Origin of the sequence: Litchfieldia sinesaloumensis (assembly GCF_900156865.1) — a bacterium.
GTDB classification, from domain to species: domain Bacteria; phylum Bacillota; class Bacilli; order Bacillales; family Bacillaceae_L; genus Ferdinandcohnia; species Ferdinandcohnia sinesaloumensis.
The window spans coordinates 2,049,935-2,073,427 of record NZ_LT732529.1; the positions used below are offsets into that span (position 1 = coordinate 2,049,935).

Annotated in this window: 26 protein-coding genes; 4 read left to right on the forward strand and 22 right to left on the reverse strand. The window is 36.9% G+C overall.

From position 1 onward, the window contains the following. The 7 genes from CZ490_RS10235 to rpmG form a co-directional block, all read right to left on the reverse strand. Positions 1–213 (reverse strand): YqgQ family protein, encoded by a 213-nt coding sequence (locus tag CZ490_RS10235; RefSeq protein ID WP_077618804.1) that lies wholly within the window; start codon positions 211–213, stop codon positions 1–3. A 135-nt stretch (positions 214–348) separates the two neighbouring features. Beyond that, on the reverse strand, positions 349–1,818 hold the full coding sequence (locus CZ490_RS10240) for a spore germination protein (RefSeq protein WP_077618805.1): 1,470 nt from the start codon (positions 1,816–1,818) through the stop codon (positions 349–351). A 135-nt stretch (positions 1,819–1,953) separates the two neighbouring features. Further along, positions 1,954–3,501 carry a rhomboid family protein gene (locus tag CZ490_RS10245; RefSeq protein WP_077618806.1) on the reverse strand — a complete coding sequence of 516 codons (1,548 nt, stop codon included), beginning with the start codon at positions 3,499–3,501 and terminating at the stop codon, positions 1,954–1,956. A gap of 119 nt (positions 3,502–3,620) precedes the next feature. Next, positions 3,621–3,800 (reverse strand): hypothetical protein, encoded by a 180-nt coding sequence (locus CZ490_RS10250; protein ID WP_077618807.1) that lies wholly within the window; start codon positions 3,798–3,800, stop codon positions 3,621–3,623. Positions 3,801–3,851: 51 nt separating this feature from the next. After that, positions 3,852–4,637 (reverse strand): DUF92 domain-containing protein, encoded by a 786-nt coding sequence (locus CZ490_RS10255; RefSeq protein WP_077618808.1) that lies wholly within the window; start codon positions 4,635–4,637, stop codon positions 3,852–3,854. Continuing rightward, positions 4,630–5,181, reverse strand: a complete 552-nt coding sequence (locus tag CZ490_RS10260) for a 5-formyltetrahydrofolate cyclo-ligase (RefSeq protein ID WP_268762075.1) — start codon at positions 5,179–5,181, stop codon at positions 4,630–4,632. The genes CZ490_RS10255 and CZ490_RS10260 overlap by 8 nt, the downstream gene beginning before the upstream one ends. An 88-nt stretch (positions 5,182–5,269) precedes the next feature. Beyond that, positions 5,270–5,419, reverse strand: coding sequence for a 50S ribosomal protein L33 (gene rpmG / locus CZ490_RS10265; RefSeq protein ID WP_057998762.1), 150 nt, complete (start codon positions 5,417–5,419; stop codon positions 5,270–5,272). Positions 5,420–5,608: 189 nt separating this feature from the next. On the opposite strand from rpmG, the gene CZ490_RS10270 reads away from it, so the two are divergent. Further along, positions 5,609–5,974: a hypothetical protein gene (locus tag CZ490_RS10270; RefSeq protein ID WP_077618810.1), complete on the forward strand. Its 366-nt coding sequence runs from the start codon at positions 5,609–5,611 to the stop codon at positions 5,972–5,974. Between the two features lie 115 nt (positions 5,975–6,089). Here CZ490_RS10270 and phoU read toward each other — a convergent pair whose 3' ends face one another. The 10 genes from phoU to CZ490_RS10320 all read right to left on the reverse strand — a co-directional run bounded on the left by phoU (position 6,090) and on the right by CZ490_RS10320 (position 17,601). Beyond that, on the reverse strand, positions 6,090–6,749 hold the full coding sequence (phoU, locus tag CZ490_RS10275; protein ID WP_077618811.1) for a phosphate signaling complex protein PhoU: 660 nt from the start codon (positions 6,747–6,749) through the stop codon (positions 6,090–6,092). A gap of 29 nt (positions 6,750–6,778) precedes the next feature. Then, the gene (gene pstB, locus CZ490_RS10280; RefSeq protein ID WP_077618812.1) at positions 6,779–7,582 is read right to left on the reverse strand and encodes a phosphate ABC transporter ATP-binding protein PstB; all 804 of its coding nucleotides are present in this window, start codon (positions 7,580–7,582) and stop codon (positions 6,779–6,781) included. Positions 7,583–7,630: 48 nt separating this feature from the next. Then, complete coding sequence (gene pstA, locus CZ490_RS10285) at positions 7,631–8,515, reverse strand: phosphate ABC transporter permease PstA (RefSeq protein WP_077618813.1); 885 nt, start codon at positions 8,513–8,515, stop codon at positions 7,631–7,633. 1 nt (position 8,516) lies between these two features. Then, positions 8,517–9,458, reverse strand: a complete 942-nt coding sequence (gene pstC, locus CZ490_RS10290; protein WP_077618814.1) for a phosphate ABC transporter permease subunit PstC — start codon at positions 9,456–9,458, stop codon at positions 8,517–8,519. A 115-nt stretch (positions 9,459–9,573) separates the two neighbouring features. Further along, entirely contained in the window at positions 9,574–10,560 is a 987-nt protein-coding gene (locus CZ490_RS10295) for a PstS family phosphate ABC transporter substrate-binding protein (protein ID WP_077618815.1), read from the reverse strand. Positions 10,561–10,781: 221 nt separating this feature from the next. Then, a complete protein-coding gene (locus tag CZ490_RS10300) occupies positions 10,782–12,890 on the reverse strand; it encodes a peptidoglycan D,D-transpeptidase FtsI family protein (protein WP_234987217.1) in 2,109 nt (702 codons plus the stop codon). Positions 12,891–13,090: 200 nt separating this feature from the next. Further along, a complete protein-coding gene (locus CZ490_RS10305; RefSeq protein WP_077618817.1) occupies positions 13,091–14,377 on the reverse strand; it encodes an MFS transporter in 1,287 nt (428 codons plus the stop codon). Between the two features lie 199 nt (positions 14,378–14,576). Beyond that, complete coding sequence (gene sodA, locus CZ490_RS10310; RefSeq protein ID WP_077618818.1) at positions 14,577–15,185, reverse strand: superoxide dismutase SodA; 609 nt, start codon at positions 15,183–15,185, stop codon at positions 14,577–14,579. Positions 15,186–15,380: 195 nt separating this feature from the next. Continuing rightward, on the reverse strand, positions 15,381–15,863 hold the full coding sequence (locus CZ490_RS10315; RefSeq protein WP_077618819.1) for a DUF456 domain-containing protein: 483 nt from the start codon (positions 15,861–15,863) through the stop codon (positions 15,381–15,383). Between the two features lie 58 nt (positions 15,864–15,921). Further along, positions 15,922–17,601, reverse strand: a complete 1,680-nt coding sequence (locus CZ490_RS10320) for a Na/Pi cotransporter family protein (RefSeq protein ID WP_234987218.1) — start codon at positions 17,599–17,601, stop codon at positions 15,922–15,924. Positions 17,602–17,831: 230 nt separating this feature from the next. Between CZ490_RS10320 and CZ490_RS10325 the strand changes: the two genes are divergently transcribed. Together CZ490_RS10325 and ispG are read left to right on the forward strand one after the other, a co-directional pair. Continuing rightward, positions 17,832–18,167: a LysM peptidoglycan-binding domain-containing protein gene (locus CZ490_RS10325; RefSeq protein WP_077618820.1), complete on the forward strand. Its 336-nt coding sequence runs from the start codon at positions 17,832–17,834 to the stop codon at positions 18,165–18,167. A 130-nt stretch (positions 18,168–18,297) separates the two neighbouring features. After that, positions 18,298–19,413 carry a flavodoxin-dependent (E)-4-hydroxy-3-methylbut-2-enyl-diphosphate synthase gene (ispG, locus tag CZ490_RS10330; protein ID WP_142255368.1) on the forward strand — a complete coding sequence of 372 codons (1,116 nt, stop codon included), beginning with the start codon at positions 18,298–18,300 and terminating at the stop codon, positions 19,411–19,413. A gap of 54 nt (positions 19,414–19,467) precedes the next feature. Here ispG and CZ490_RS10335 read toward each other — a convergent pair whose 3' ends face one another. From CZ490_RS10335 to CZ490_RS10350, 4 genes are all read right to left on the reverse strand, one after another. Further along, positions 19,468–19,869, reverse strand: a complete 402-nt coding sequence (locus tag CZ490_RS10335; protein WP_077618822.1) for a hypothetical protein — start codon at positions 19,867–19,869, stop codon at positions 19,468–19,470. 110 nt (positions 19,870–19,979) lie between these two features. Continuing rightward, positions 19,980–20,393 carry a zinc uptake transcriptional repressor Zur gene (locus CZ490_RS10340; protein ID WP_077618823.1) on the reverse strand — a complete coding sequence of 138 codons (414 nt, stop codon included), beginning with the start codon at positions 20,391–20,393 and terminating at the stop codon, positions 19,980–19,982. Next, the gene (locus CZ490_RS10345; RefSeq protein WP_077618824.1) at positions 20,390–21,232 is read right to left on the reverse strand and encodes a metal ABC transporter permease; all 843 of its coding nucleotides are present in this window, start codon (positions 21,230–21,232) and stop codon (positions 20,390–20,392) included. The genes CZ490_RS10340 and CZ490_RS10345 overlap by 4 nt, the downstream gene beginning before the upstream one ends. Before the next feature lie 20 nt (positions 21,233–21,252). Further along, entirely contained in the window at positions 21,253–22,011 is a 759-nt protein-coding gene (locus CZ490_RS10350) for a metal ABC transporter ATP-binding protein (protein ID WP_077618825.1), read from the reverse strand. A gap of 265 nt (positions 22,012–22,276) precedes the next feature. On the opposite strand from CZ490_RS10350, the gene CZ490_RS10355 reads away from it, so the two are divergent. Further along, entirely contained in the window at positions 22,277–22,549 is a 273-nt protein-coding gene (locus tag CZ490_RS10355) for a DUF2624 domain-containing protein (RefSeq protein WP_234987219.1), read from the forward strand. A gap of 32 nt (positions 22,550–22,581) precedes the next feature. On the opposite strand, the gene CZ490_RS10360 is transcribed toward CZ490_RS10355, so the two are convergent. Then, complete coding sequence (locus CZ490_RS10360; RefSeq protein ID WP_077618827.1) at positions 22,582–23,475, reverse strand: deoxyribonuclease IV; 894 nt, start codon at positions 23,473–23,475, stop codon at positions 22,582–22,584. Positions 23,476–23,493 lie beyond the last annotated feature (18 nt).

Here is a 23,493-nt window from a genome sequence, read left to right on the forward strand (position 1 = left end):
TTATTGTTTTTTGGCTCTTTTTTCTGTTTCCCACACGATTTCTTGGCGAAGTAGGAATAAAGCGGTTTGATAATCCATCTTTTCAATGAGCTGTGAGTTATAAAGTTCTTGTATTTCAGTTTCCATTAATTGTAGATCCGCAACTCGGTCACCAACATAAATAATGGTACCGTACTTTTTTAGAAATTGCTGAATATCATAGATTGTTTTCACATTTTCACCTTCTACATTTCACGATATATCCCTAGCTTATTTAAAAATGGACAATCACGCAAGTCTTTCTCGGGTATTGTTCATCAAAATGTAAAAAGAGTCTTCGCCTATATGCGAAAACTCCTGTGTTTTTTATTATTTGTCCGGATCCTGTGGATTTAATACCTTTGGTCGACTCCGCTTTAATGGAATTGGTGCTCGGAATAAAACATCCTTTAATCCTTTGAAAGAAAATGGAATAAAAGGCCATAAGTATGGTACGTCAAATGATTTCATTCGAGCTAAATAAAGAATCCAAAGTGTGAACCCACCAACAAATCCTATAACTCCAAAAATACTCGTTGTTAATAAGAGAAATAGTCGTGCTAAGCGATTTGCTAGGCTCATTTCATAACTCGGTGTTGAGAAGGTACCAATTGCCGCAATCGCTAAATACAAAATAACCTCGTTGGTGAATAAACCAACCTCAACCGCTACTTGTCCGATCATCATGGCGGCTACAAGACCTAACGCTGTAGCAAGGGAGGTCGGGGTGTGAATAGCTGCCATTCGCAACAGATCAATTCCAATTTCAATGAGAAAGAACTGTAAAATCAATGGTAATCTGCCATCATCATTTGGACCGATAAATTTAAGACTTTCTGGCAATAGATCAGGATGAACAGCAAATAAATACCAAAGCGGCAACAAAAACAATGATGCCCATACACCAATATAGCGAACCAGACGTAGGTATAACCCTGTCACTGGGCTGTTACGATATTCCTCTGCATGCTGCATATGGTGCCAAAATGTTGTCGGTGTGATAAGAACACTTGGTGAACCATCGACCATGATTATAATATGGCCTTCATATAAATGCGCAGCTGCTGTATCAGGTCTTTCCGTGTATCTTACAACTGGGTATGGGTTATAATGTCGTCCAGAGATATATTCCTCTATTGTCTTTTCCCCCATCGGTAGACCATCTGTATCAATTTTCGATATGGCGTCTTTTACCTCTTTTACATGATTCGGGTCAGCGATATCTTCAATATAACTAACTACAATATCTGTTTTTGAACGCCTACCTACCTGCAGATATTCCATTCGAAGGGATTTATCCCTTACTCTTCGTCTTGTCAAAGCTGTATTAAAAACAATTGTTTCAACAAAACCGTCCCTTGAACCGCGTACAACTCGTTCTGTATCCGGCTCTTCCGGTCCTCTAACAGGATAGGTTCTTGCATCAATTAAAATGACCTTATCTAGTCCGTCTATGACAAGAGCCGTTGGACCCGCTAGAACCATATCTACAACCTTATCAAGGTCGTCTACACTTTCAACCTCTACGTATGGAATATAGGTTTTTAATAGTTTTTCTAATGCATCTACCTTAAAAATACTTTCATCCTGTTTGATGAGGAACTTTTGTAGTAAATGTAAAATATCGTCTTTAATGAGGCCATCTATTAAATACATAGACATGTCTTTTCCAATGTATTCAACATCAAGTTGAATGACATCAAAGCTCTTATCTACACCAAGCGCTTCTCTCAGATAACTCCGATTTTCTTCTATACTCGTTGAGACAGGATGTATTGGCTTTTCTTTTTCATTTCCCATCAGAATCACTCCAATCACGTGCAAAGGTAGCTTGAATATGTATGTTAAGGCTACTAATCCATCTTTGACGTAAAATTGGTAAAACATACTTATTAAGGGAAAATAAAGAAAAAGTGCCTTTTTAAAAAGACACTTTTACATCGGATCCGTTTCAATGGCGTTTATTTCGTCCATTAGTTTTTGATAGTTTTCATTGTCTGGGTCCGCCTCGATTGCCTGTTCAGCAGCCTTTTTCGCATTTTCAAACTCCTGCAATTGGACATAGACAAGCGCAAGATTATAATGTGCTTCGGAAATAGCTGGCGCTCTTTTCGTAACGATTTCTAAATGTTCCCTCGCATCTTCTGTTTTCCCAAGCTTTATTTCTGCATAGGATAAATAAAAATATACTTCTGGTGCATCTACACCTTTCTCCTCTGCACTTTTCAATAGCTCATATGCTTCAAGTACCTTATCCGATTCAATAAATTCTTGAGCCGTTTGAACGATAAACCGCGGATTATCGGAATGGGGTTGAAGGACATATCCAGTGTAGAGAAGTGCACCGACAGCCACAAGTGTTACAACAAGGCCACCTAACCGTTTCCCGTACTCTTTTCGTTTTGGTAAATGAACAACACTTGCCGCTAAAAATCCTCCAACTAATCCACCAATATGCCCTGAATTATCAATTCCCGGAATCATAAAACCGAGAACTAGGTTAATAATGATAATCCCAATTACATTTGGTCCCATTGTTCGAAAGAAGATTGACGGATAAGCAATACCAAAAAACAACAAAGCTCCAAAACAACCAAAAATCGCTCCGGAAGCTCCTGCAGAAATATTTGCATTAAATACAAAGCTTGCAAGGCTACCTATGAATCCGGCAAACACATAGATTGTTAAAAACCTTAGTTTACCGTAAAGGCGTTCAACCTCTGTTCCCAAATAGTACAATGCGAAAGTATTCATTAATAAATGAAGAAAGCCGATATGTAAAATCATAGGCGAGAAAAAGCGCCACCATTCACCATTTAGAATCCGGAAGTTTTCTTTTGCACCGTATTTCACCAGGTTCTCCGTATTCGTGCTTCCACCATTAAATTCTAAAAAAGCAAACATAATCAGTTGAATCGCAATTAAGATATATGTAAAAAATGGCTTACCATTCTGAAGTATCTGCTTTTCACTTGATATCCTTTGATTAGCAACCGTAATAACATCACGCTTAAGGTTTTCAATTGTTTCTAGATCAATATAGAGTGAATCATTCAGTTCAATGTCAGTATGTACAAAATTTGATACTTCTTGAATCCCTGTCTCTATTTGTTCTGACTCAATTAAAACGGTATGTAATGTAGTTAAGCCTTTTGCCCCAGCTTTCAATGGTTGTTCGAGCCGATATTTCCAATCATCAACAGGTGGATATGTTGTAATATAAATATTAAGAGCATCCAATTTACGAGCAAATAGTCGCTTTCTAAGTTGCTCTAGACGTTTTGCGGTTAATTCCATATCACGCTGCATCCAATTTCCCCAATCCAAATCATGGCGTAAGATGCGTATAATCCTGGGCTTATTTTTCTGCGTTGTTTCCAACCAAATTTCGTTATTTGTCTTTGATAATTGGAGAATTCGATAGCCACCTTCCGCCTGGAGACCCTGAATCATTTTCCAATAAAGATAATCTTGTTTGAACACCTAATCCCCCCTGTTCCAATGGGCTTATACATTTATTATAAACGTTTTTCTATACCAGTTACCAAATTTCTGTTTAATAAAATGAAAAACCTGTTGAAGGCATCAACAGGTTTCTTTCATCATCGGAAGGCTTGTTGCATCATTTTATTTCGAATAAATGGGATATTCATTGATGTACTAATGGCAAAACGACGAATTGTAGGATTGCCGAAAACGCGATTAAAAATGCGATAACGGTACCTGTAAATTGCATATATCCCACCAATAAATAAAGCTATTCGGGTTAATGAACTTAACATAATCATCCCTCCTAGCTATACTTTTTGTTTTTCACTTTCGTTTTATCCTCATTAAGTCGAAAGGAAGTAACTCCCAAGTATTGCCGCCAACAGAATTGACAAAAAATTAACACTATCATTGTTGCATAGACGTAGCCCTTTTAAATATGACGTGCGCTTTCCACAATGAGCCTTTTTTTCCGTCTCAATTCCACATACATTGCATTGATACACTACTTGAATTGTTGCACCCATAACTGTATCAATAAAATTACCACAGAATCCGATAAGTGTGAGTCCTATAAATAGACCATAGGTAAGTTCTGGCCACACTAGGAATGCAATAAAACTGATGAGCAATGAGCCCGAGAAACCTGCAAACGTTCCTAGCATGGAAACTGCTCCTGATGTTCCAGCGTCCACCCGCTTCATTTTCATTAACAATATTGGCTTTTTCTTACTAAGTGTTCCGATTTCTGATGCCCACGTATCAGCATTTGCAGCCGCGATTGAGGCAATAAAAACAATCAGCCAAAATAAAGAATTCGTCCATTCAAACATGACGCTTGCAAATGCTGCAACACCACCGTTGGCAAGGACTTGGATAATGTCTCGTTGCTCTCCTTTTTCAACTGTATTTTTGAGACTGTCCTTATTTCCAGCCTTTATTTTACTCCATAAACTTGAGCTCACAAAGAAGATGCCTAATAACAGTAAGCCACGATATCCAAAACCAATTGCTACCGCACATCCTACAATTATCGTTCCGATTGCCCCACTACTTGTTAAGGATTTAGTTTTATATCCTCCTACAGCAACAATGACAGAAGCTACTACTTGAATTAATAAATCAATCATGGGTTAGGATGACCCTTTCATTTGTCACAATTTTTTGCACAGGAATATCAAACGGTTCAATTGGCATCTGGGCAATTAACTGTATGGGAAATGCTAACGATAGTGTATTTCCTTTAAAGTCCCTTAAGTAACGATCATAATACCCTCCACCATGGCCAAGTCTGTAACCGCTTGGTACAAAACTTAAACCTGGAACAAATAATAAATCGATTTCGTTATGTATTACTTCTCTTGTTTCTGCCTCAATTGGTTCTTGCAGGCCATAGTAAACAACCTCTAACTGAGAAAATGCAGTTATTTCTCGAAACGTCATTGTTTTTGTCTTCGGGTGACATTTTGGCACTGCGACACGTTTACCAAGTTCCCAAGCTTTTTCAATTAAATAGGTAGTATTGACCTCATATGCCCCTGAGATGGTAATTCCAATCATATGTGCATCCATCCACTCAGGCAAGGTAAGGATTTGTTCCGTAATTTCTTGAGACCATCTATGTAATCTTTCCTTATCAAATGATTGTAAGGTTTCTTTCATTTCTTTTCTCAATTCCCGTTTGGTCTTAATTGAGTTCTCCCCCCTTCTATTATTTTACATAAGGGTATAAAAAAAACAGCAGGAAATTGCTTTCCTACTGTTACTTTGTTTCGCGGTGTAGAGTAACTTTCTTAAGTCTTGGGCTATATTTCTTAACTTCAAGACGGTCAGGGTTGTTACGCTTATTTTTAGTTGTAATATAATTACGATCACCAGTTTCAGTGCAAGCTAAAGTGATTTTTACACGCATGTTATTTCCCTCCAAACATTAAAGCTTTAATCAGACTTACCTATCATACCATTTAACTTCTTAAAATTCCAGTCCTTTTTTCGGTAAAGATAATTTTGAATACTATACCAAAATACAAATTCTCAGGTGTACAATATTGTCCGTACTATCAAGTTACGTTATGATAAGTATTGAAATGGAGTGAAGGGTATGGAATATGCAATAATCATCCTATTAGCTATCGCGGTCCTTCTACTTGTCATCTCCTTTTATGGCAAGGATCGGGTAAAAATATTGCAAGAAGAAATTGATCAACTTTCCCTTTCTGTTGTACAGGAGACATATCTGATAAAGAAAAAAGTAAAAGTGCTTGAAGAAGAGCTTCTAACAAATGATATCGATTATGATATGGGACCTCCAAAAACAAGTGCCTTCGACTTATCAAATTCCTCAATATTGTCTCTATATGATCAAGACTTTAGCTATGAAGAAATAGGGAAAAGAACAAACTTACCAGTTGAAGAAGTACGACTCATTATTGAACAGGCAAAGAAAATGGGGCTAATCGATGGATAAATATTTATTACGTGGAATCGCAATCGGTATAATCCTATCCACCATTGTATATGGATTGGTTTATTATTTGACGGTGAAATAAAAAACTCAAGCCTTGTTTGGCTTGAGTCTTTCATTAGGCATTCAAATCAATATTTTTACCTTTGACCATATAAATGATATGCTCAGACATATTTGTTGTATGGTCAGCTATCCGTTCAAAATGGCGGCAAATGAAAGATAATTGCGTGATTTGATTGATTGATTCAGGTTTGGTTGGCATCAATTCAAGTAGTTCTTTAACGATTTTTCCGTATAGAGCATCTACCTTATCATCGTCCTTAGCAGTCTGAATCGCAAGCTCAATATCTCTTTCAATATAGGCTTTGATTACGTTATTCAACATCTCGATAGACATTTCAGCCATTCTTGGAATATCCACAATTGGCTTAATGAGTGGACCGTCACCAATATGCAGAATCGATTTTGCAATATTTACGGCTAAATCACCGATTCTCTCAACATCGTTTGAAATTTTTAACCCTGCAATAATAGCACGGAGGTCAGATGCGACTGGTTGTTGTTGAGCAATTAATTGAATAATTAAGTTGTTGATTTGTTCTTCAAGCTCGTTAATCTTTTGGTCTTCTTCAATGATTTGTTTAGCCAATTCAGTATTTTGATGTGCAAGTGATTGAACTGATTTTTCAACTGCTGTTTTTGAAAGGTTTACCATTTCAATCAATAATTCTTTAAGGCGTTCCAAGTCTTTATCTAAATGCGTACGTACCGACATACTTGCTCCTCTTCCTCTCTACTATTGTATTATCCAAAACGACCAGTGATGTAGTCTTCTGTGCGCTTGTCAGATGGATTTGAAAACATTTTATCTGTTTTTGCATATTCAATGACCTCTCCACTTAGGAAGAAAGCAGTTCGGTCCGAAATACGTGCTGCTTGCTGCATGTTATGTGTAACAATGATAATGCTAAAGTCTTTCTTAAGTTCTTGAACAAGCTCTTCAATTTTCAATGTTGAAATTGGGTCAAGTGCAGAGGTTGGCTCATCCATTAAAATGACATCTGGTTCGATTGCAAGACATCTCGCAATACAGATTCTTTGTTGCTGACCACCTGAAAGACCATATGCATTCTCATGAAGGCGATCCTTTACTTCATCCCAGATTGCGGCTCCTCGTAAACTTTTTTCCACAATTTCATCTAATACCTTTTTGCTTCTTATGCCATGGATACGAGGTCCATAAGCAATGTTGTCATAAATTGATTTTGGGAACGGATTTGGCTTCTGGAAAACCATTCCGACTCGAGTTCGAAGCTCTTCTTCTTTATATGACTTGTCAAAAATATTTTTCCCTCTATATAAAATCTCACCTGAAATACGGACAATCGGAACTAGTTCAACCATTCTGTTTAATGTTTTAATATAGGTTGATTTCCCACACCCTGATGGTCCAATGATTGCCGTTACTTCATTTTCATAGATTGGAAAATTAATATTTTTTAATGCTTGATCCTCACCATACCAGAGGTTTAAGTCCTTTGTATCATATACAATTTTTTTATCTGCATTCTCTATATTTTCATTTTTATAAGCTGTTTGAATTGCCATGTTGAATTCCTCTCCTTTTTTAAGATCGCCTTACCGACGTTTTCCAGTTTAAAATCTTCTTTGGAATTTATTTCGGATGATAATTGCGATTGAATTCATTAAAAATAATATCAGTAACAGGATTACAATGGTTGCTGCAGCTAGGTTTGCATATTCGGCAACTAGTGCAGAATCAAGTGTCCAGTAATAAATCTGCATCGGTAGTACTGTAAATTTGTCAAAAATGCTATCTGGAAGTGGAATCAATAAAGCTGGAATTCCAATCACAACAAGAGGAGCTGTTTCTCCAATTGCCCTTGATAGCGCTAAGATAACGCCTGTTAGTATCCCTGGTAACGATGCTGGCATTACGACATTCTTTATCGTCTGCCATTTTGTTGCTCCCATTCCGTACGAAGCTTCACGTAAGTAACCAGGTACTGCACGAATTGCTTCCTGACTCGCCACTACAACAATCGGAAGAACCAATAGTGACATTGTAAGTCCACCTGCTAAAACGATATTTCCTAAATCTAACCCACGAACGAAAACAGTTAACCCTAAAATTCCAAATACAATTGACGGAACACCCGCAAGGTTTGAAATATTGGTTTGAATAAAACGTTGAAGCCGTCCTTTTTTTGCATATTCCTCAAGGTAAATGGCTGTTCCAACACCTAAGAATAATGTGATTGGCGCCACTACAAGCATTAACCAAAGGGTTCCTAGAATGGCACCCATAATGCCGGCATTCTCAGCTACTGTTGAAAGCTTACTCGTAAGAAATTGGATGTCTATCCAACCAAGACTTTGAGAGATAACTCGATAAAAGAGTACTAGCAAAACAACTAAACTAAATATAATGGAGATAAAAAATATGTTTTTTGCCATTTGATTCGTAAATAAGCGCGTATTTAGTTTCTTTTGCACTTGTTCTGTGTTTACATATTTCATTTTAATATTCCTCCTTAAACTTGCGAGAAATATATTGAGCAAGTATGTTCATAATTAATGTAAAGACGAATAATGTCATTGCTACTGCATATAAGCTGTAATAAAGGGTCGAACCAGCAGGTGCATCTCCACCCGTAACTTCAACAATATAAGCAGTCATTGTTTGCATGGATTGGGTAATATCAAATGTAAAATTCTTTGAGCTTCCACTTGCAATCGTAACGATCATTGTTTCACCGATTGCTCTAGAGATTCCTAGAACAAAGGAAGCAATAATTCCAGACATTGCTGCAGGAATAACAACTTTCCAGGTCACTTCAAGCTTTGTTGAGCCAAGACCAAGCGCCCCTTCTCTCATAGAATTCGGGACTGAACTCATCGCATCCTCTGAAAGAGATGCAACCATTGGAATAATCATGATTCCCATTACAATACCTGGACTAAGAATATTTGTCGGTTCTAGACCAGGGAAGATTGATCGTAAAAGAGGGGTCACGAACGTTAAAGCAAAGAAACCATAAACAATCGTCGGAATTCCTGCTAGAATTTCAAGGATTGGTTTTAAAATCCTTCTAACTCGATCTGATGCATATTCACTTAAATAAATAGCTGACATCAAACCTATAGGAATTGCGACTAGCATTGCTATAGCCGATGAAATAATCGTTCCTGTTAATAGAGGTAATACCCCAAACTCAGCATTATCACCGAGGGGTTTTAATACGGTACCGGTGAAAAAGTCGAGAAATGGTACACGTTTAAAAAACTCGAATGTTTCAAAAAGAAGAGTAAAGACGATACCAATTGTTGTTAAAATGGAGATAACCGCAATTAAAAGCAAGCCTTTTGGAATGACTTTTTCAATCAATGTATTCATGCTTTTACTGCTTTTATTCTGAGCAATCAGCTCACGCACATTTAAATCCTTAGAACCTTCCTTCATGATAAACTCCCTTCAATCTATTTCATTTATCGAGACCATAGTTTTATTTTTTATCTATTTGGTAGATTGAAGATGAGATGCATGGAGCGACCTCACCTTCAATTTTAAAACTCTATTATTTTAAAGCTTCTAATTCGCCTACTACTTTTTCTAACTCATCTTCTGGAAGTGGAGCGAATCCAGTTTCTGCTGCTACATCAGCTGCATTCTTCATTGTGTAGATTGCATAATCTAGTACTTGTGGCTTTTCTTTTGCCATATTTACATTTAGATAAGAAAATACCGGTCTTGTGAATGGAGCATAGTCTCCATCTTCACTGATTGTATCTAGATTTGGTTCAACAGGTCCGTTACCGAAGTCAATTTTAACTACCTTCACTTTATCCTTGTTGTTAACTGCATAACCATATCCGAAGAATCCAATTGCATTTTCATCCTTAGAAATTAAATCTACTAAAGCAGAGTATTCTTGTTGAAGATTAGCATCTTCTCTTAAGTCTTGCTCCTCTAGAATGTTTTCCCAGAAGAATTCATACGTACCATGGTTTTCGTTAGGTCCATAAGCTTTGATTGGTTCATTCGGGAAATCTGCACGAACATCTGACCAATTTGTCTTACCAGTGCTTGCAAGGAAAATATCAATTACTTCTTGTTGAGTTAATTCCTCTGCCCAATCATTGTCAGGGTGTACTACAAATGTTAATCCATCAAGTGCAACCTTTAGTTCTTTAACTTCAATACCAAGCTCATCAGCAGTTGCTTTTTCTTCGTCTTTGATATGACGAGATGCATCATTAAAATCTGTTCCGCCTTCTTCAACTAAGAACTTCTTGAATCCAGCACTTGTTCCTGCGCGGCTAACTTCTACTGATACATTTTCTTGTTCGTTTAACATATAATTTTCAGCCATTTTGGCCATGAAAGGATAAACTGTTCCAGAACCATCAATTACAACGCTGCCCTCTAATTCAGCACTTGCGTTTTCGTTATCGTTTTTGTTTTCTTTTTCACCTTCACCTGTACTACTTTCGTTACCACAAGCAGCTAGTACAAGCATTGTGATTGTGATCATTGCTAAACCTAAGAACTTCAAGCGTTTCATTCCTTAATTCCCCCTAAGAGTGAGTTTGTTTTGCTTTGTCTTACATTCTTAGAATAATCGTATTCTATTAATCTCGTATGAAGTGAATGTAAATGTTTTGTAAATTTACGTTTTTCAACAAAATTCGCCGGAGTATTGTCGAGGATATTAAACTATTAAACGCAAAGAAAAAAACCTAACGATAATCCGTTAGGCTTTTGCACATCTCTATTTAAGATTACTTACTCTCCAGTTTCATCTTCTTGTGTATCTTCCTGGCCATCTGTAATTGTACCTTGTTTATTTTGAGGATTTAAAGCTCTTTGTTCCTTTAACTCAAAATATTTGTCAAGAATTGCTCCTCCTACTTGAAGGTTCATATTATGTGAGGAATTCCCATAATAAGCGTATGGAATAACAACAGCAAATGCAACTTCTGGATTGTCAAATGGCGCATATCCAACAAGCGTACTATTTATTGCCTCTACACCATTAATAAAGGATTGAGCAGATCCTGTTTTACCCGCTGCATCATATGGTTTTTTCGCAAATACGCCTCGAGCAGTTCCACTTGACCCTTGAAATACTAATCTGAACCCTTGTTGAACTCGGTCGAAATATTTTTGATCAATATCAACTTTATTCATTACAGTTGGTTCAAAGGGTTGCTGAATCGGACCTAGCTCATTTTCATTCATCGTTGGTTGATGGATTTGTCTGACAATCTTAGGCTGCATTCGATAACCATCATTGGCGATCGTTGAAACGTACTGTGCCAACTGTAAAGTGGTATACGTATCATATTGTCCTATCGATAAGTCCATAAGTAGACCTGGGTTCAGTAAGGACCCTGGAAAACCTGTTGCTTCACCCGGTAAATCAATGCCTGTCTTCACACCTAAACCAAATTGACCAAAGTAATTTCTAGCTGTCTGAAATGCGTCATAATCAATTGATATTGATTTTCCGTAAACATAATTCCCACCCGCTAAATCAAGGAATGTCCTAAACATATATACGTTCGAAGACATTTCGAGTGCTTTAAGGTCATTCGTTGGACCTAATGGTTTCCATGACTTTTTAAGGGGTGTGTCTTTAATTTTAACCGGTGAATCATAGTACATTGAACCAATGTCAATAACACCTGTATCATAACCAGTTAACATGGTTGCACCTTTGACAGAAGAACCCATTTCATATGCCGCATTCATTGTACCTAGTGCATAATCCTGGAAGCCCATTTTTCCATCATCCCCTCTTGTATAGACTTTACCAGCCATACTTAGGAGTTCACCAGTTTTAGGATTCATCATAACGACAAATGCACGGTCTAAATATTGTGTGCCTGGCTTTTGTTTGTGGGCTATGATTTGTTCTTCAAGAATTTGTTCAACCGCTTGTTGTAGTTCCATATCAATGGTTAGAACAAGGTCACTGCCTCGTTGACCTTCAGATTTTACAATTGTTTCTTGAACAGCATTACCTTTAATAACATATTCAACTTTCGCTTTTTGACCATGTAATACAGATTCGTATTGTTCTTCTAAGTAACTTAATCCAACTCGATCATTCCGGTTATAACCGCGTGCTAAGTAGTAATCAAGTTTATCACTTGGAAGTCCTTCATCTGTATCAGAAATTCTACCGAGGATTGATTTTAGAGTATTTTCGTATTTATAATCTCGTACCCAGTCTGTTGTAGTGTTAACACCTGGTAAATTTTCAAGATTTTCACTTACAGCGGCATATTCTTCAGGTGTTACATCTTCATTTTTCACAATCTGAGGGGTGAGTGCGTAGCCTTTAGTCATTTCCCTGAAGATTGCTGCTACCTCTAACTCTTCTTCTGTGATACTATTAAGGTCGTTTTCGGTAATCCGATCGATTTGAAGCTTATAAATTTCTTTACTAGATAATTCTAGTTCTCCAGCTTCAATTTTCTCCAATTCTTGCTTAACCTTTTCTTTTGCTTCTTCTGGGTTTTTAAGCATCCAAAAGTCCTTCAAATCACGCTCTGTTACTTTGTCTGTCTTCTTATCAATGAGTTTTGCAAGATTCTCAGCAACTTCTAGTACTTTTTCCTGCTTAGTATCTCTTGTTCGTGTATATGTGATAGCATTTAGGGCTTTATTATCAACTATCACATTGCCATTATTGTCAATAATCTTACCGCGTGGTACGGGAAGGTTTACTGTATCATTTTCAGTCTTCTCCACTTCCTTTTGATACTTCTCCCCGTGAACAATTTGTACTACACCCAACCTTAGGATAAGTCCAGAAAAAAGCAAAAAGACGATAAAAAATAACGCATTTAGACGAAATGGGACATGTGACTTTTTCTTTTTAATCATTAACATCAACTACCTTTATATTTTAGGCTTAGTACTAATTTTATCATAAGAGTCTATTCTTATGAATGAAAAAGACACCTAGCGAGGCCAGGTGCCCTTCTTTTTTATTGTAAAAGAAATTCACGTCTTTTTCCATGATTAAATATTTCTATATTAAATATACACAGTCTTTTTATAATTGTTATTACTGGTGACTAGAGTCAAGCGGTTGATCCTCCCTCGCCCTCCATCAGTTTGCGGTTTGCAGCTGATTTTGATTGCACTGGACCTGCAGCCTCAGGAGTTGCAATTTTCCTAATTGGAAAGTAAAGAAGTAAATGACCTGCCCCAATGATGGCAAGAAGAATTGGAATGCTCTGTTTCTCATCAAAGAATATGACGGCAACCAAGAACAATAGTATTGAAAGAACTCGTCCAAGATTTAGAAAAAGTTCTCTAACAACTACATATTCAATTCGCATCTCTTTCACATTCCAGGCTTTTCCGATTATATCGTACGTTAACGAATTATACGGAACAAGCAATATTGGATATGCGGCCCCAATAATAACACCGTATATAATCAACCTTGCATAGGTTACATCAAAAAGAATCGCAAAAATAGCTAGATAAACCATCAATCCACCAACAAGAATTGCCTTTTTGCGCATTTTCTTTTTGATTAACCTCGTTGCTAGGAAGTAAAACAAAAACGATACGGCTGAATTGATGAGACCGAATTTACCTAAGGCAAGTTCACTGCCTGTTGCAACGAAAACAAAAACTGAAATAACAAATACAAATGTTCCTTCACGAATTCCTTGTAAAAAATGAGCATTGAGGATATTCTTCCAGTTCGGGTTATTTTTCCGCTCCGTTATAATTCTCCTAAAATCAAAAGTCCCTTCTGCACTCCGCCTTTTAATAAAAAAGCTTAAAACAACAGCACTCGCAAACAACCCTAATGAAATGCCAAATATAACGGTATAACCTGTAAAACTCTCCATCGAAGAAATGATAATCCCTGCAGCAATTGGACCAATCATACCCGCAAATGAACCAAGCAAGCCAAGAAAGCCGTTAAAAAAATCACGCGTCTCAGGTTCTGTAATTTCAAAGGTTAGGACATTAAAGGCTAGCCAGTAAAAGCCATAACCGATACCAAGCAATGCCCCTAAAACCAATAAATATTGCGAGGCATTTTCACCAATCCATAAAACAGTGATATAAAAAATAGCTAAGAAGGAAACTCCAAGCCTAAGTACGATAACCCTATCTATTTTCTTTGCCCACTTTCCAGCAAGGATAAAGGTGAGTGGTTGTAAGACGACAACCGCTAAATTATATAAGCCCAAATCTTTAAAATCACCGGATTGTTTCCATAAATACACATTTACAAAGGTATTTGACAAAGCAATACTTAATGCATACAAGCCACCAATTAGTAGTAACAAAATTAAATCTTTGTGAATCGGTACATCACCTAGCACCTTTTTAAAACGAAACATTAGCTGACTCCCCTTTTTTATCTACATTCATATTGTGTGATAAATAAAAGGAGATATACAAAGAAAAGCTCAAGCATCTTGAAAGAGGAGCATCGACTAACTACTCCCACGTCCTGTGGCAAACGTCGATGTCGGCACTTCCTGCAAGTCCGATAAACAAAAAAAAGCCAGTGGCATCGCCCACTGGCTTTAATCAACATTATTTTGCTGAGTTGTAACGGTTTGATACTTCTTCCCAATTCACTACATTGAAGAATGCAGAGATGTAATCAGGACGACGGTTTTGGTAGTTTAGGTAGTACGCGTGCTCCCAAACATCAAGACCTAGAACTGGAGTTTTACCTTCCATTAATGGAGAGTCTTGGTTTGGAGTGCTAGTTACTTCTAATTCACCGTTATTAACAACTAACCAAGCCCAACCAGAACCGAAACGAGTTGTAGCAGCTTTTGCAAACTCATCTTTGAATGCTTGGAAGCTACCGAATTTGCTGTTGATTGCGTCAGCTAATTCACCAGTTGGCTCTCCGCCACCGTTTGGAGATAGAATAGTCCAGAATAAGCTATGGTTAGCGTGTCCACCACCATTGTTTCTTACTGCTGTACGGATATCTTCTGGAACAGCATCAAGATTTGAAACTAATTCTTCTACTGATTTACCTTCTAGATCAGCTTTACCAGCAATAGCGTTGTTTACGTTAGTAATGTACGTATTGTGGTGCTTAGTGTGGTGAATATTCATAGTTTCTTTGTCGATGTGTGGTTCTAATGCATCATAAGCATAAGGTAATTGTGGTAATTCGTATGCCATTGTTTTATTCCTCCTAAAAGATATATGTAATTTTTGAACCCTCTTGAAAACGATTTCGTCTTCTGTAGTCCTCACTTGTAAGATTACCAAAATAAGTATAACCTTTCAAATAAAAAGCACTACTAATTCACTAAATCTTTTTACAAATAATCTAGCACCAGAGTTAAAGTTCCCTCGAAACCAGATATCTATACATTAAAAAACTACAATTAAAAAATAGATAATCATTATCGCCTGTATTACACCTTTTGCGAGTACACCACTTAAAAAGCCTATCAATGATCCGAGCCCACTTCTTAACGCATCCTTCAGCCCTTTTTTATGTACGAGTAGTTCGGCAACAACTGCTCCAAGAAATGGACCAAGAATAATACCGAAAATAGGAATTATAAACGGTCCAATTAACAACCCAATGGTACTCCCCCAAACGGCCGCCTTACTTCCCCCATACTTTTTTACCCCAAGTAGGTTTGTTGCATAATCAGCACCTAGCAACAACAGTAGAAATAACCCTTCAATTACCCAGAACCATACTGATAGTGATTCAAAGCCTTGAAAGAGACCATAGACTAAAAAGCCACCTGCTATAAATAACACACTTGGAATAATCGGATAAATTAGACCAATAAACGCAATCACAAACAATGCAATAATAATTATCCACATTAAAACACTCATCTGATTACCTCCTTCTAAAAAAAACAAGGCATTTCAATATGCCTTGTTTTAAAAAATATTAAAGTTGTCGTTCTCCTAGAACTGCTTCTGCAATGTTAACGGCATGGTCACCGATTCGTTCTAAGTTGCTAATGATGTCAACAAAAACGATTCCTGCTTGTCCAGAACATTGTCCTTCATTTAATCGAAGAATATGTTTTTTACGTAAGGATCGTTCCATTGCATCAATTTTTTCCTCTTGTTTCACAACATCAATTGCTAACGTCCGATCGTTCTTTTGAAGAGACTGAACAGCTTCATTAACTGTGTATATTGTTAATTTAAACATTTCATTTAAATCGTTCATTGCATCTTCTGTCAATTTCACTTTATTTGAAAGCTGATAGTCAACTAATTCAACCACATTTTCAAAATGATCCCCAATTCTTTCAATATCACGAACTGTGTTCACAAGTACAGAGTGTATTGCGGATTCCTGGGCAGACAGTGATCTTGATGAGATCTTGATTAAATAATCCGTGATCTTTTTATCAAGATTATTGATTGCATCCTCAATCTGCATAGTTGTATCGGCATATCTTTGTGATTTTTCATTTAAGTACGTATTAGATTCTTCTAATCCCTTAACAGCAAATTCACCCATACGAACAACTTCTTCCTTCGCTTGCCCCAAAGCAATAGCTGGAGATTGTTCAATAAAAACTGGATCAAGATGTTTTGCTTTGTACTCAATTAGCGAATCCTCTCCAGGAATAAGCTTTGTTACGATATAAGCTAAAACGGCAATAAACGGAAACTGAATAATCGTATTGGTAATGTTAAATGTACCATGTGCAAAAGCGATAGTCATTTCAGGATTTAAATTTAATGCAGTCTGTAAATAACCAATAAGCTTTGTAAATGGCGCAAGCAATAACATAAAGACAATGGTTCCAATAATATTAAACATAACATGGGTTAAAGCTGCTCGTTTGGCTGCAACAGAGGCACCAATGGAAGCTAAAACAGCAGTAATCGTTGTTCCAATATTATCCCCAAATAGAACAGGGATTGCTGCCTTAAGGTCCAGTAGCCCTTCGCCAAATAATCCTTGCAGGATCCCAATAGTAGCACTTGAGCTTTGAACAATAACCGTAAATACTGTACCAATGACAACACCTAGAACAGGATTATCACTCATACTTACTGTCAAATCGCGGAATGCCTCAAGGGAGCGTAATGGTTTCATTCCATCGCCCATTAACTCTAAACCTAAGAATAAGGCACCAAAACCAAATACGATTTGTCCGAAATTATGTATTCTTTTGTTTTTAAAGAAAAACAGTAGGATTGCACCGGCCGCAATAATAGGAAGTGCGTAATCAGAAATTTTTATACCAATGATAAATGCTGTGATCGTTGTTCCGATATTCGCACCCATGATAACGCCAATGGCTTGTCGTAATGTCATGAATCCAGCACTAACTAGTCCTACGACGATAACTGTTGTACCCGAACTACTCTGTATTAAACATGTTACAAAAATACCAGCAAGCACACCCATAAATGGATTGGTTGTAAACTTATCTAGTATATCTCTTAGCTTATCTCCGGCAGATTTTTGCAGTCCATCTCCCATGTACTTGATACCAAATAGAAAGATACCAAGACCACCTATAAACTGAAATATCATACTTTGTACGTCTAGTTCCACAATGCCAACTCCTAAAAAGATAATCGAATTTTGTAGTAAATCCATAAAAAATAGTACCCTAGTCCATTTTTAATGTAAAGATTTATTAAGCAAATTTACAATACTGTAACATAAGGGTTCACTTTACTCACCTGTCGTTCTATTTTTTACTCGATAGACAAAATTATGTATGCCTACCTTCCCTATTAATTTTCTCTCCTTTTTCTATTAATTTTTGGTATATCCTGGTGAACCTAGCATATTCTGTAGTAAGTAGAATTAATGGAGGTTTTAATATGAAACGACTATTCACATTTCTAGCAATTGTCTTTCTTTTATATATAATTTATTACGACGTTAAAATTGGAACTCTACCATCTGCAAAAGACGAAAAGATAGAGACGATAGAAGTGATTTCCCAGACACCACAAACGCAAAGCAGTCCTTATAAAGAAGTCAAAGTAAAGGCCGGCGATACTTTACTATCCATTGTTGAATCATTAAACGAAGGGAAACCCATCTCATCTATTGAATCCGTAATTGAGGATTTTGAAGAGCTAAATCCTGATAGTGAAGCAGCTCTTCTTAAAATTGGTGAAAGCTATAAATTCCCAATATACACAAAAGAATAAGGGGTATTTCTTGTCATTTTTTTGTTTCAACTGTAAAATAGGCAGGTAAATGATTCTTTAGACTAGATATTTTTGAAATAAAGGATTACTCTTATAGAAGTGATAAATAAGCTTTAACTTAAAAGGAGCGATATTCGTGAGTGAAATCATCCATCGTACTAAAACACGTCCTGTAAAGGTTGGTAATTTAACGATTGGTGGTAATAATGAAGTTATTATTCAAAGTATGACCACTACAAAGACACATGATGTAGAAGCAACTGTTGCAGAAATTAAACGACTTGAAGAAGCAGGATGCCAAATTGTTCGTGTAGCATGTCCAGATGAGCGTGCGGCAAATGCAATTTCAGAAATCAAAAAAAGAATTTCAATTCCACTTGTAGTTGATATACATTTTGATTATAAATTAGCCTTAAAAGCGATCGAGGGAGGAGCCGATAAAATTCGGATTAACCCTGGTAATATCGGTCGTAAAGAGAAGGTCGAGGCTGTTGTAAAAGCTGCGAAGGAAAAAGGCATACCTATTCGAATAGGTGTCAATGCGGGTTCATTAGAGAAGCGTATCCTTGATAAATACGGATACCCGACAGCTGACGGTATGGTTGAAAGTGCATTACATCACATTAAGATCTTAGAAGATTTAGATTTCCACGATATTATTGTGTCAATGAAGGCATCAACTGTTACCCTAGCAATTGAAGCTTATGAAAAAGCAGCAAAAGCATTCGATTATCCACTTCATTTAGGAATCACTGAATCGGGAACACTTTTCACTGGTACAGTCAAAAGTGCTGCAGGTTTAGGTGCCATTTTAAGTAAAGGTATCGGAAATACGCTACGCGTTTCACTAAGTGCTGACCCAGTTGAAGAAGTTAAAGTTGCCCGTGAATTATTAAAATCATTTGGTTTAATATCTAATGCAGCAACTTTAATTTCATGCCCAACATGTGGAAGAATTGAAATCGACCTGATTAAAATTGCAAACGAAGTTGAAGAGTATATTTCAACTATTAAAGCGCCAATTAAAGTTTCTGTATTAGGCTGTGCCGTAAACGGTCCAGGAGAAGCCAAAGAGGCTGATATCGGTATCGCCGGAGCACGAGGAGAAGGTTTACTTTTCCGACATGGTAAAACAGTTCGAAAAGTGCCTGAGGAAACCATGGTAGAAGAATTGAAAAAAGAAATTGACAAGCTTGCTGAAGAGTATTATGCAAAACAAGCTGCCGAGGCAGCAGAAACAAAATAAAAACAAGCCCGAACACGATTGTGTCGGGCTTATTTTTATTATTTTAATTACTTGTTAAAAGAATGGGAGGATAAAGATGCCAACGATAATCGATACAGCACCAATCCCGATTGCCCATGCTCCTAAACCAGTCGCTCCACGCTTGCGTGCGATAAATCCAATGATAATACCTGCTGCTCCCATCAATACAGGCATTACAAATAAGGAAATAATTGATAGAGCAAGAGCAAGCCAGCCCAGTCCAGCACCACTTGCTGCATTATCACCGGTAGTATCCCCAGTATTATTACCTGCTCTGTTCGCATCACGGTTTGTGGCTCCATAATTAATTGGAGCGGCAACCTCTGCTGCCGTTTCCTCATTATAGCTTGAGTCAGCATTTGCACCTAAGTTTGGATCAACGTATTCAAAATCGTCATCTCGAATCTTTCTTACGTTTGTCTCTTCGTTTGCCATATGCTTATCCCTCGCTTTCCTTATGGTAAGGAGCATTTATAGTATAAGTTAAGGAGGCGAGAAATATAATTGTCAATCATTGTCTGTAATGCCAACAGGAAGAAAGTCCTTTAAACTCTACACTCCGGACACGAACCATAAATTTCAAATTTATGGCCCGTAACATCATACCCTGCTAAGTTCTCATTTATTTTATCCATCGGACAAGATTCGATTTCCTTCGTTTTCCCACATTCTAAGCAAATAAAATGATGGTGATGGTGACTTCCACCACAAGTAAAACGGAAATGCTTCTCTCCAGAAAGCTCTGTCATTTCCAAGATATTAAGTTCAACAAATAACGAGAGGTTTCTGTAGATTGTATCAAAACTTAGTCCCGGATAGTTTTCCTTTAATCCGTCTAAAACATCCTTAGCTGTTAAATATTTATCAGAAATAGAGAATAACTCAAGCATTTCCTGCCTTTTGCCTGTATGCTTAAATCCCTTTTCCTTCATTAACTGCATTGCTTCAGAAACATTCATGCTCTTCTCCCTTTCCTCCACTTTTTCCAACTAATCGCACCTAAAAGGATAATGATTGCTAATATAACGATGGTTCCACCTGGAGCTAAGTCCAGATAATATGAAAGCACGAGACCGAAAATGACGGATAATTCCCCAAACACCACTGAAAGTATGATTGTCTGTTTAAACCCTTTTGCAATCCGGATGCTTGCCGCAACAGGTAATGTCATGAGTGATGATACTAATAAAATGCCGACAATTCTCATTGATGCAGCAATAACTAATGCTACTGTCACAATAAAAATAAAATGGATCGTTTTTGAATGTATACCTGAAACTGCTGCATGCTCTTCATCGAAAGATAACAAAAATAATTCCTTATATAAAAAGGTAACAATCAAAATTACAATGATTGATATCGCAAGAATGGTCCATAAATCAGTACGACTAATTGCGCTCACGCTACCAAATAAATAATTAAATAAATCTGTATTAAACCCGTCCGCAAGCGATATAAAAATAACCCCTAAACCGATTCCTCCAGATAAGATAATAGGAATAGCAAGTTCTTGATAATGCTTGTATACCGTTCTCAAACGTTCAATAAAAAGAGAGCCCACTACAGAAAAAGTCATCCCCATATAAATTGGATTAATCGGGCCTGCAAGACCCAGTTTCTTTTCCAGCAAAAGACTTGCAGCTATTCCCGCAAGTGTCACGTGGCTAAGGGCGTCTGCGATTAGCGATAGCTTTCTAACTACGATAAAAACACCAAGCAATGGTGCAATAAACCCAATCAACAAACCACTGAGGAATGCATTTTGTAAAAACTCATATTGTAATATATCTGAAAGCATTGTTTCACCTTCCTAGAGGGTTAATCATGGGTAATTAATTGAAGTGAATGCCCATAAAATTGAGATAGATCATCGTCTTTAACATGCTCAAATTCATCTGCACTTCCATGAAAATGAAGGTTTTTATTTAAACATGCTACATGTGACACTTTTTCAGATACCGTCCCAACATCATGGGTAACTAAAATCAATGTAATTCCCTTATTCTTATTTATGTCTTCAAGCATATTGTAAAAAGCTTGAACCGTTTGAGCATCCACCCCAACTGTTGGTTCATCAAGAATTAAAAGTTCAGGCTCGCTAACTAGTGCCCGAGCGATAAAAACTCGTTGCTGTTGTCCTCCTGAAAGCTCACCAATGTTTCGATTTAAAAATTCTTCCATCCCTACAGATTGAAGAGCTTTAATCACTTTTTTCCTATGTTCATGCTTTAAAAATCGAAACAAACCAAGTTTTGCAGTGAGTCCGCTTGAAACAACCTCAAACACAGTGGCCGGAAAGCCTGAATTAAAACTGTTCGCCTTTTGAGAAACGAATCCAATTTTAGGCCATTCTCTGAATTTTGAAATCGGTGTTCCAAATAGTTCAATGGAACCACTTTGAAGTTTAACAAGACCAAGAATACTCTTTAACAGAGTAGTTTTACCCGAACCATTAGGTCCAACAATTGCTAAAAATGAACCTTTTGGAACAAGTAAATGGATGTCTTCTAATACGGTTTGCTCATCGTATCGAAAAGAGAGATCCTTTATCGTTAATACCGAATTTGATTGTGCCAAATTATCACCTTATTTTTTATTGGCTGTCTTCTAAGAGTTTGTTGTAGCGAAAAGCTAACGGGTTAATAGACAACAAAGCATGTGAAAACAGCCTTTATTTAATTAATATAACTTATTAAGAATCATTACGATTTATACTTTATGAAGTATACAGGATGGTGCATATAAAGTAAAGCGTTACTCCTCCACTTTGAAAATGAGTAACTTTTCTTGTTTTAATTTATGCACATACCATTTCCTTATGAAATAAACTAACGTGAGGATGGTGAAGAACAGGAAAATGAATATTTATCAGCAGATTGTTAATCAAAAATTAAAAACCTTAACTCCAGATGACTTACTGAAATATGGAAAACAATATAATATACATGTAACAAAGGAACAAGCAACAAATGTTCTACATTTAATTCGTAAAAAGACACATATAAATATATTCAACCCCGATGAAAAAAATCAACTATTGAGAGAGATTGCCCAAATCACAAGTCCTGAGGTTGCTAGAAAATTAAATCAATTATTTATCAAATTTACAAATTAAAAAGCTGTCTGCATTAGACAGCTTTTTTCACTTTACTGATTCATAATTTTTTCTAGTAAGCCCTCATCAAAAGACTCTTGGCGAATCATCTCAATTTCATACTTGTATGGAGCCTTTTTGTTGTTTTTATCCTCGCCAACATATGGAGTTTCCAGTATCTTAGGAACACTTCCGAGTGATGGGTGATGAGCAATATAATTAAGTGCCTTGAATCCTATTTTTCCAAATCCAATATTTTCGTGGCGATCCTTGCTCGCACCTTTTTCATTCTTACTGTCATTGACATGAAGGACCTTAATGCGATCAATTCCGATTAGCTTATCAAATTGTTCCAAAACTCCATCAAAATCATTCACAATATCATATCCAGCATCGTGTGTATGACAAGTATCAAAGCAAACAGAAAGCTTTTCGTTATGTGTAACACCATCAATAATCTGCGCGATTTCCTCAAATGATCTTCCACATTCGGTGCCCTTTCCGGCCATCGTTTCTAATGCAATCTGTACTTTATGATCTTTTGTTAATACCTCATTTAAACCTTCAATGATTTTCTTTATTCCCGCTTCTGCACCAGCACCAACGTGTGCTCCAGGATGAAGAACAATTTGATTTGCTCCTAGTGCTTCTGTTCTCTCAATTTCAGAACGTAAAAAGTTAACTCCCAGTTCGAATGTAGCAGGATTCGATGTATTTCCAATGTTAATAATATATGGAGCATGGACAACAATTTCATCTATCCCATTTTCTTTCATATGGGCATGACCTGCTTCTATATTTAGGTCCTCAATCTTTTTGCGTCTTGTATTTTGTGGTGCTCCCGTATAAATCATAAACGTATTTGCACCATAAGAGACAGCTTCTTCACTAGCGGCAAGAAGCATATTCTTTCCACTCATCGAAACATGTGAGCCTATTTTAAGCATTTTTATACACTCCTATCT

Excerpts from the sequence above, each read along its gene's own strand:
- CZ490_RS10240 (WP_077618805.1), bottom strand. The coding sequence starts at position 1,818 with ATGGGAAATGAAAAAGAAAAGCCAATACATCCTGTCTCAACGAGTATA.
- CZ490_RS10250 (WP_077618807.1), bottom strand. The coding sequence starts at position 3,800 with ATGTTAAGTTCATTAACCCGAATAGCTTTATTTATTGGTGGGATATAT.
- CZ490_RS10255 (WP_077618808.1), bottom strand. The coding sequence starts at position 4,637 with ATGATTGATTTATTAATTCAAGTAGTAGCTTCTGTCATTGTTGCTGTA.
- rpmG (WP_057998762.1), bottom strand. The coding sequence starts at position 5,419 with ATGCGTGTAAAAATCACTTTAGCTTGCACTGAAACTGGTGATCGTAAT.
- CZ490_RS10270 (WP_077618810.1), top strand. The coding sequence starts at position 5,609 with ATGGAATATGCAATAATCATCCTATTAGCTATCGCGGTCCTTCTACTT.
- phoU (WP_077618811.1), bottom strand. The coding sequence starts at position 6,749 with ATGTCGGTACGTACGCATTTAGATAAAGACTTGGAACGCCTTAAAGAA.
- pstB (WP_077618812.1), bottom strand. The coding sequence starts at position 7,582 with ATGGCAATTCAAACAGCTTATAAAAATGAAAATATAGAGAATGCAGAT.
- pstA (WP_077618813.1), bottom strand. The coding sequence starts at position 8,515 with ATGAAATATGTAAACACAGAACAAGTGCAAAAGAAACTAAATACGCGC.
- pstC (WP_077618814.1), bottom strand. The coding sequence starts at position 9,458 with ATGAAGGAAGGTTCTAAGGATTTAAATGTGCGTGAGCTGATTGCTCAG.
- CZ490_RS10295 (WP_077618815.1), bottom strand. The coding sequence starts at position 10,560 with ATGAAACGCTTGAAGTTCTTAGGTTTAGCAATGATCACAATCACAATG.
- CZ490_RS10300 (WP_234987217.1), bottom strand. The coding sequence starts at position 12,890 with ATGATTAAAAAGAAAAAGTCACATGTCCCATTTCGTCTAAATGCGTTA.
- CZ490_RS10305 (WP_077618817.1), bottom strand. The coding sequence starts at position 14,377 with ATGTTTCGTTTTAAAAAGGTGCTAGGTGATGTACCGATTCACAAAGAT.
- sodA (WP_077618818.1), bottom strand. The coding sequence starts at position 15,185 with ATGGCATACGAATTACCACAATTACCTTATGCTTATGATGCATTAGAA.
- CZ490_RS10315 (WP_077618819.1), bottom strand. The coding sequence starts at position 15,863 with ATGAGTGTTTTAATGTGGATAATTATTATTGCATTGTTTGTGATTGCG.
- CZ490_RS10320 (WP_234987218.1), bottom strand. The coding sequence starts at position 17,601 with ATGGATTTACTACAAAATTCGATTATCTTTTTAGGAGTTGGCATTGTG.
- CZ490_RS10325 (WP_077618820.1), top strand. The coding sequence starts at position 17,832 with ATGAAACGACTATTCACATTTCTAGCAATTGTCTTTCTTTTATATATA.
- CZ490_RS10335 (WP_077618822.1), bottom strand. The coding sequence starts at position 19,869 with ATGGCAAACGAAGAGACAAACGTAAGAAAGATTCGAGATGACGATTTT.
- CZ490_RS10340 (WP_077618823.1), bottom strand. The coding sequence starts at position 20,393 with ATGAATGTTTCTGAAGCAATGCAGTTAATGAAGGAAAAGGGATTTAAG.
- CZ490_RS10345 (WP_077618824.1), bottom strand. The coding sequence starts at position 21,232 with ATGCTTTCAGATATATTACAATATGAGTTTTTACAAAATGCATTCCTC.
- CZ490_RS10360 (WP_077618827.1), bottom strand. The coding sequence starts at position 23,475 with ATGCTTAAAATAGGCTCACATGTTTCGATGAGTGGAAAGAATATGCTT.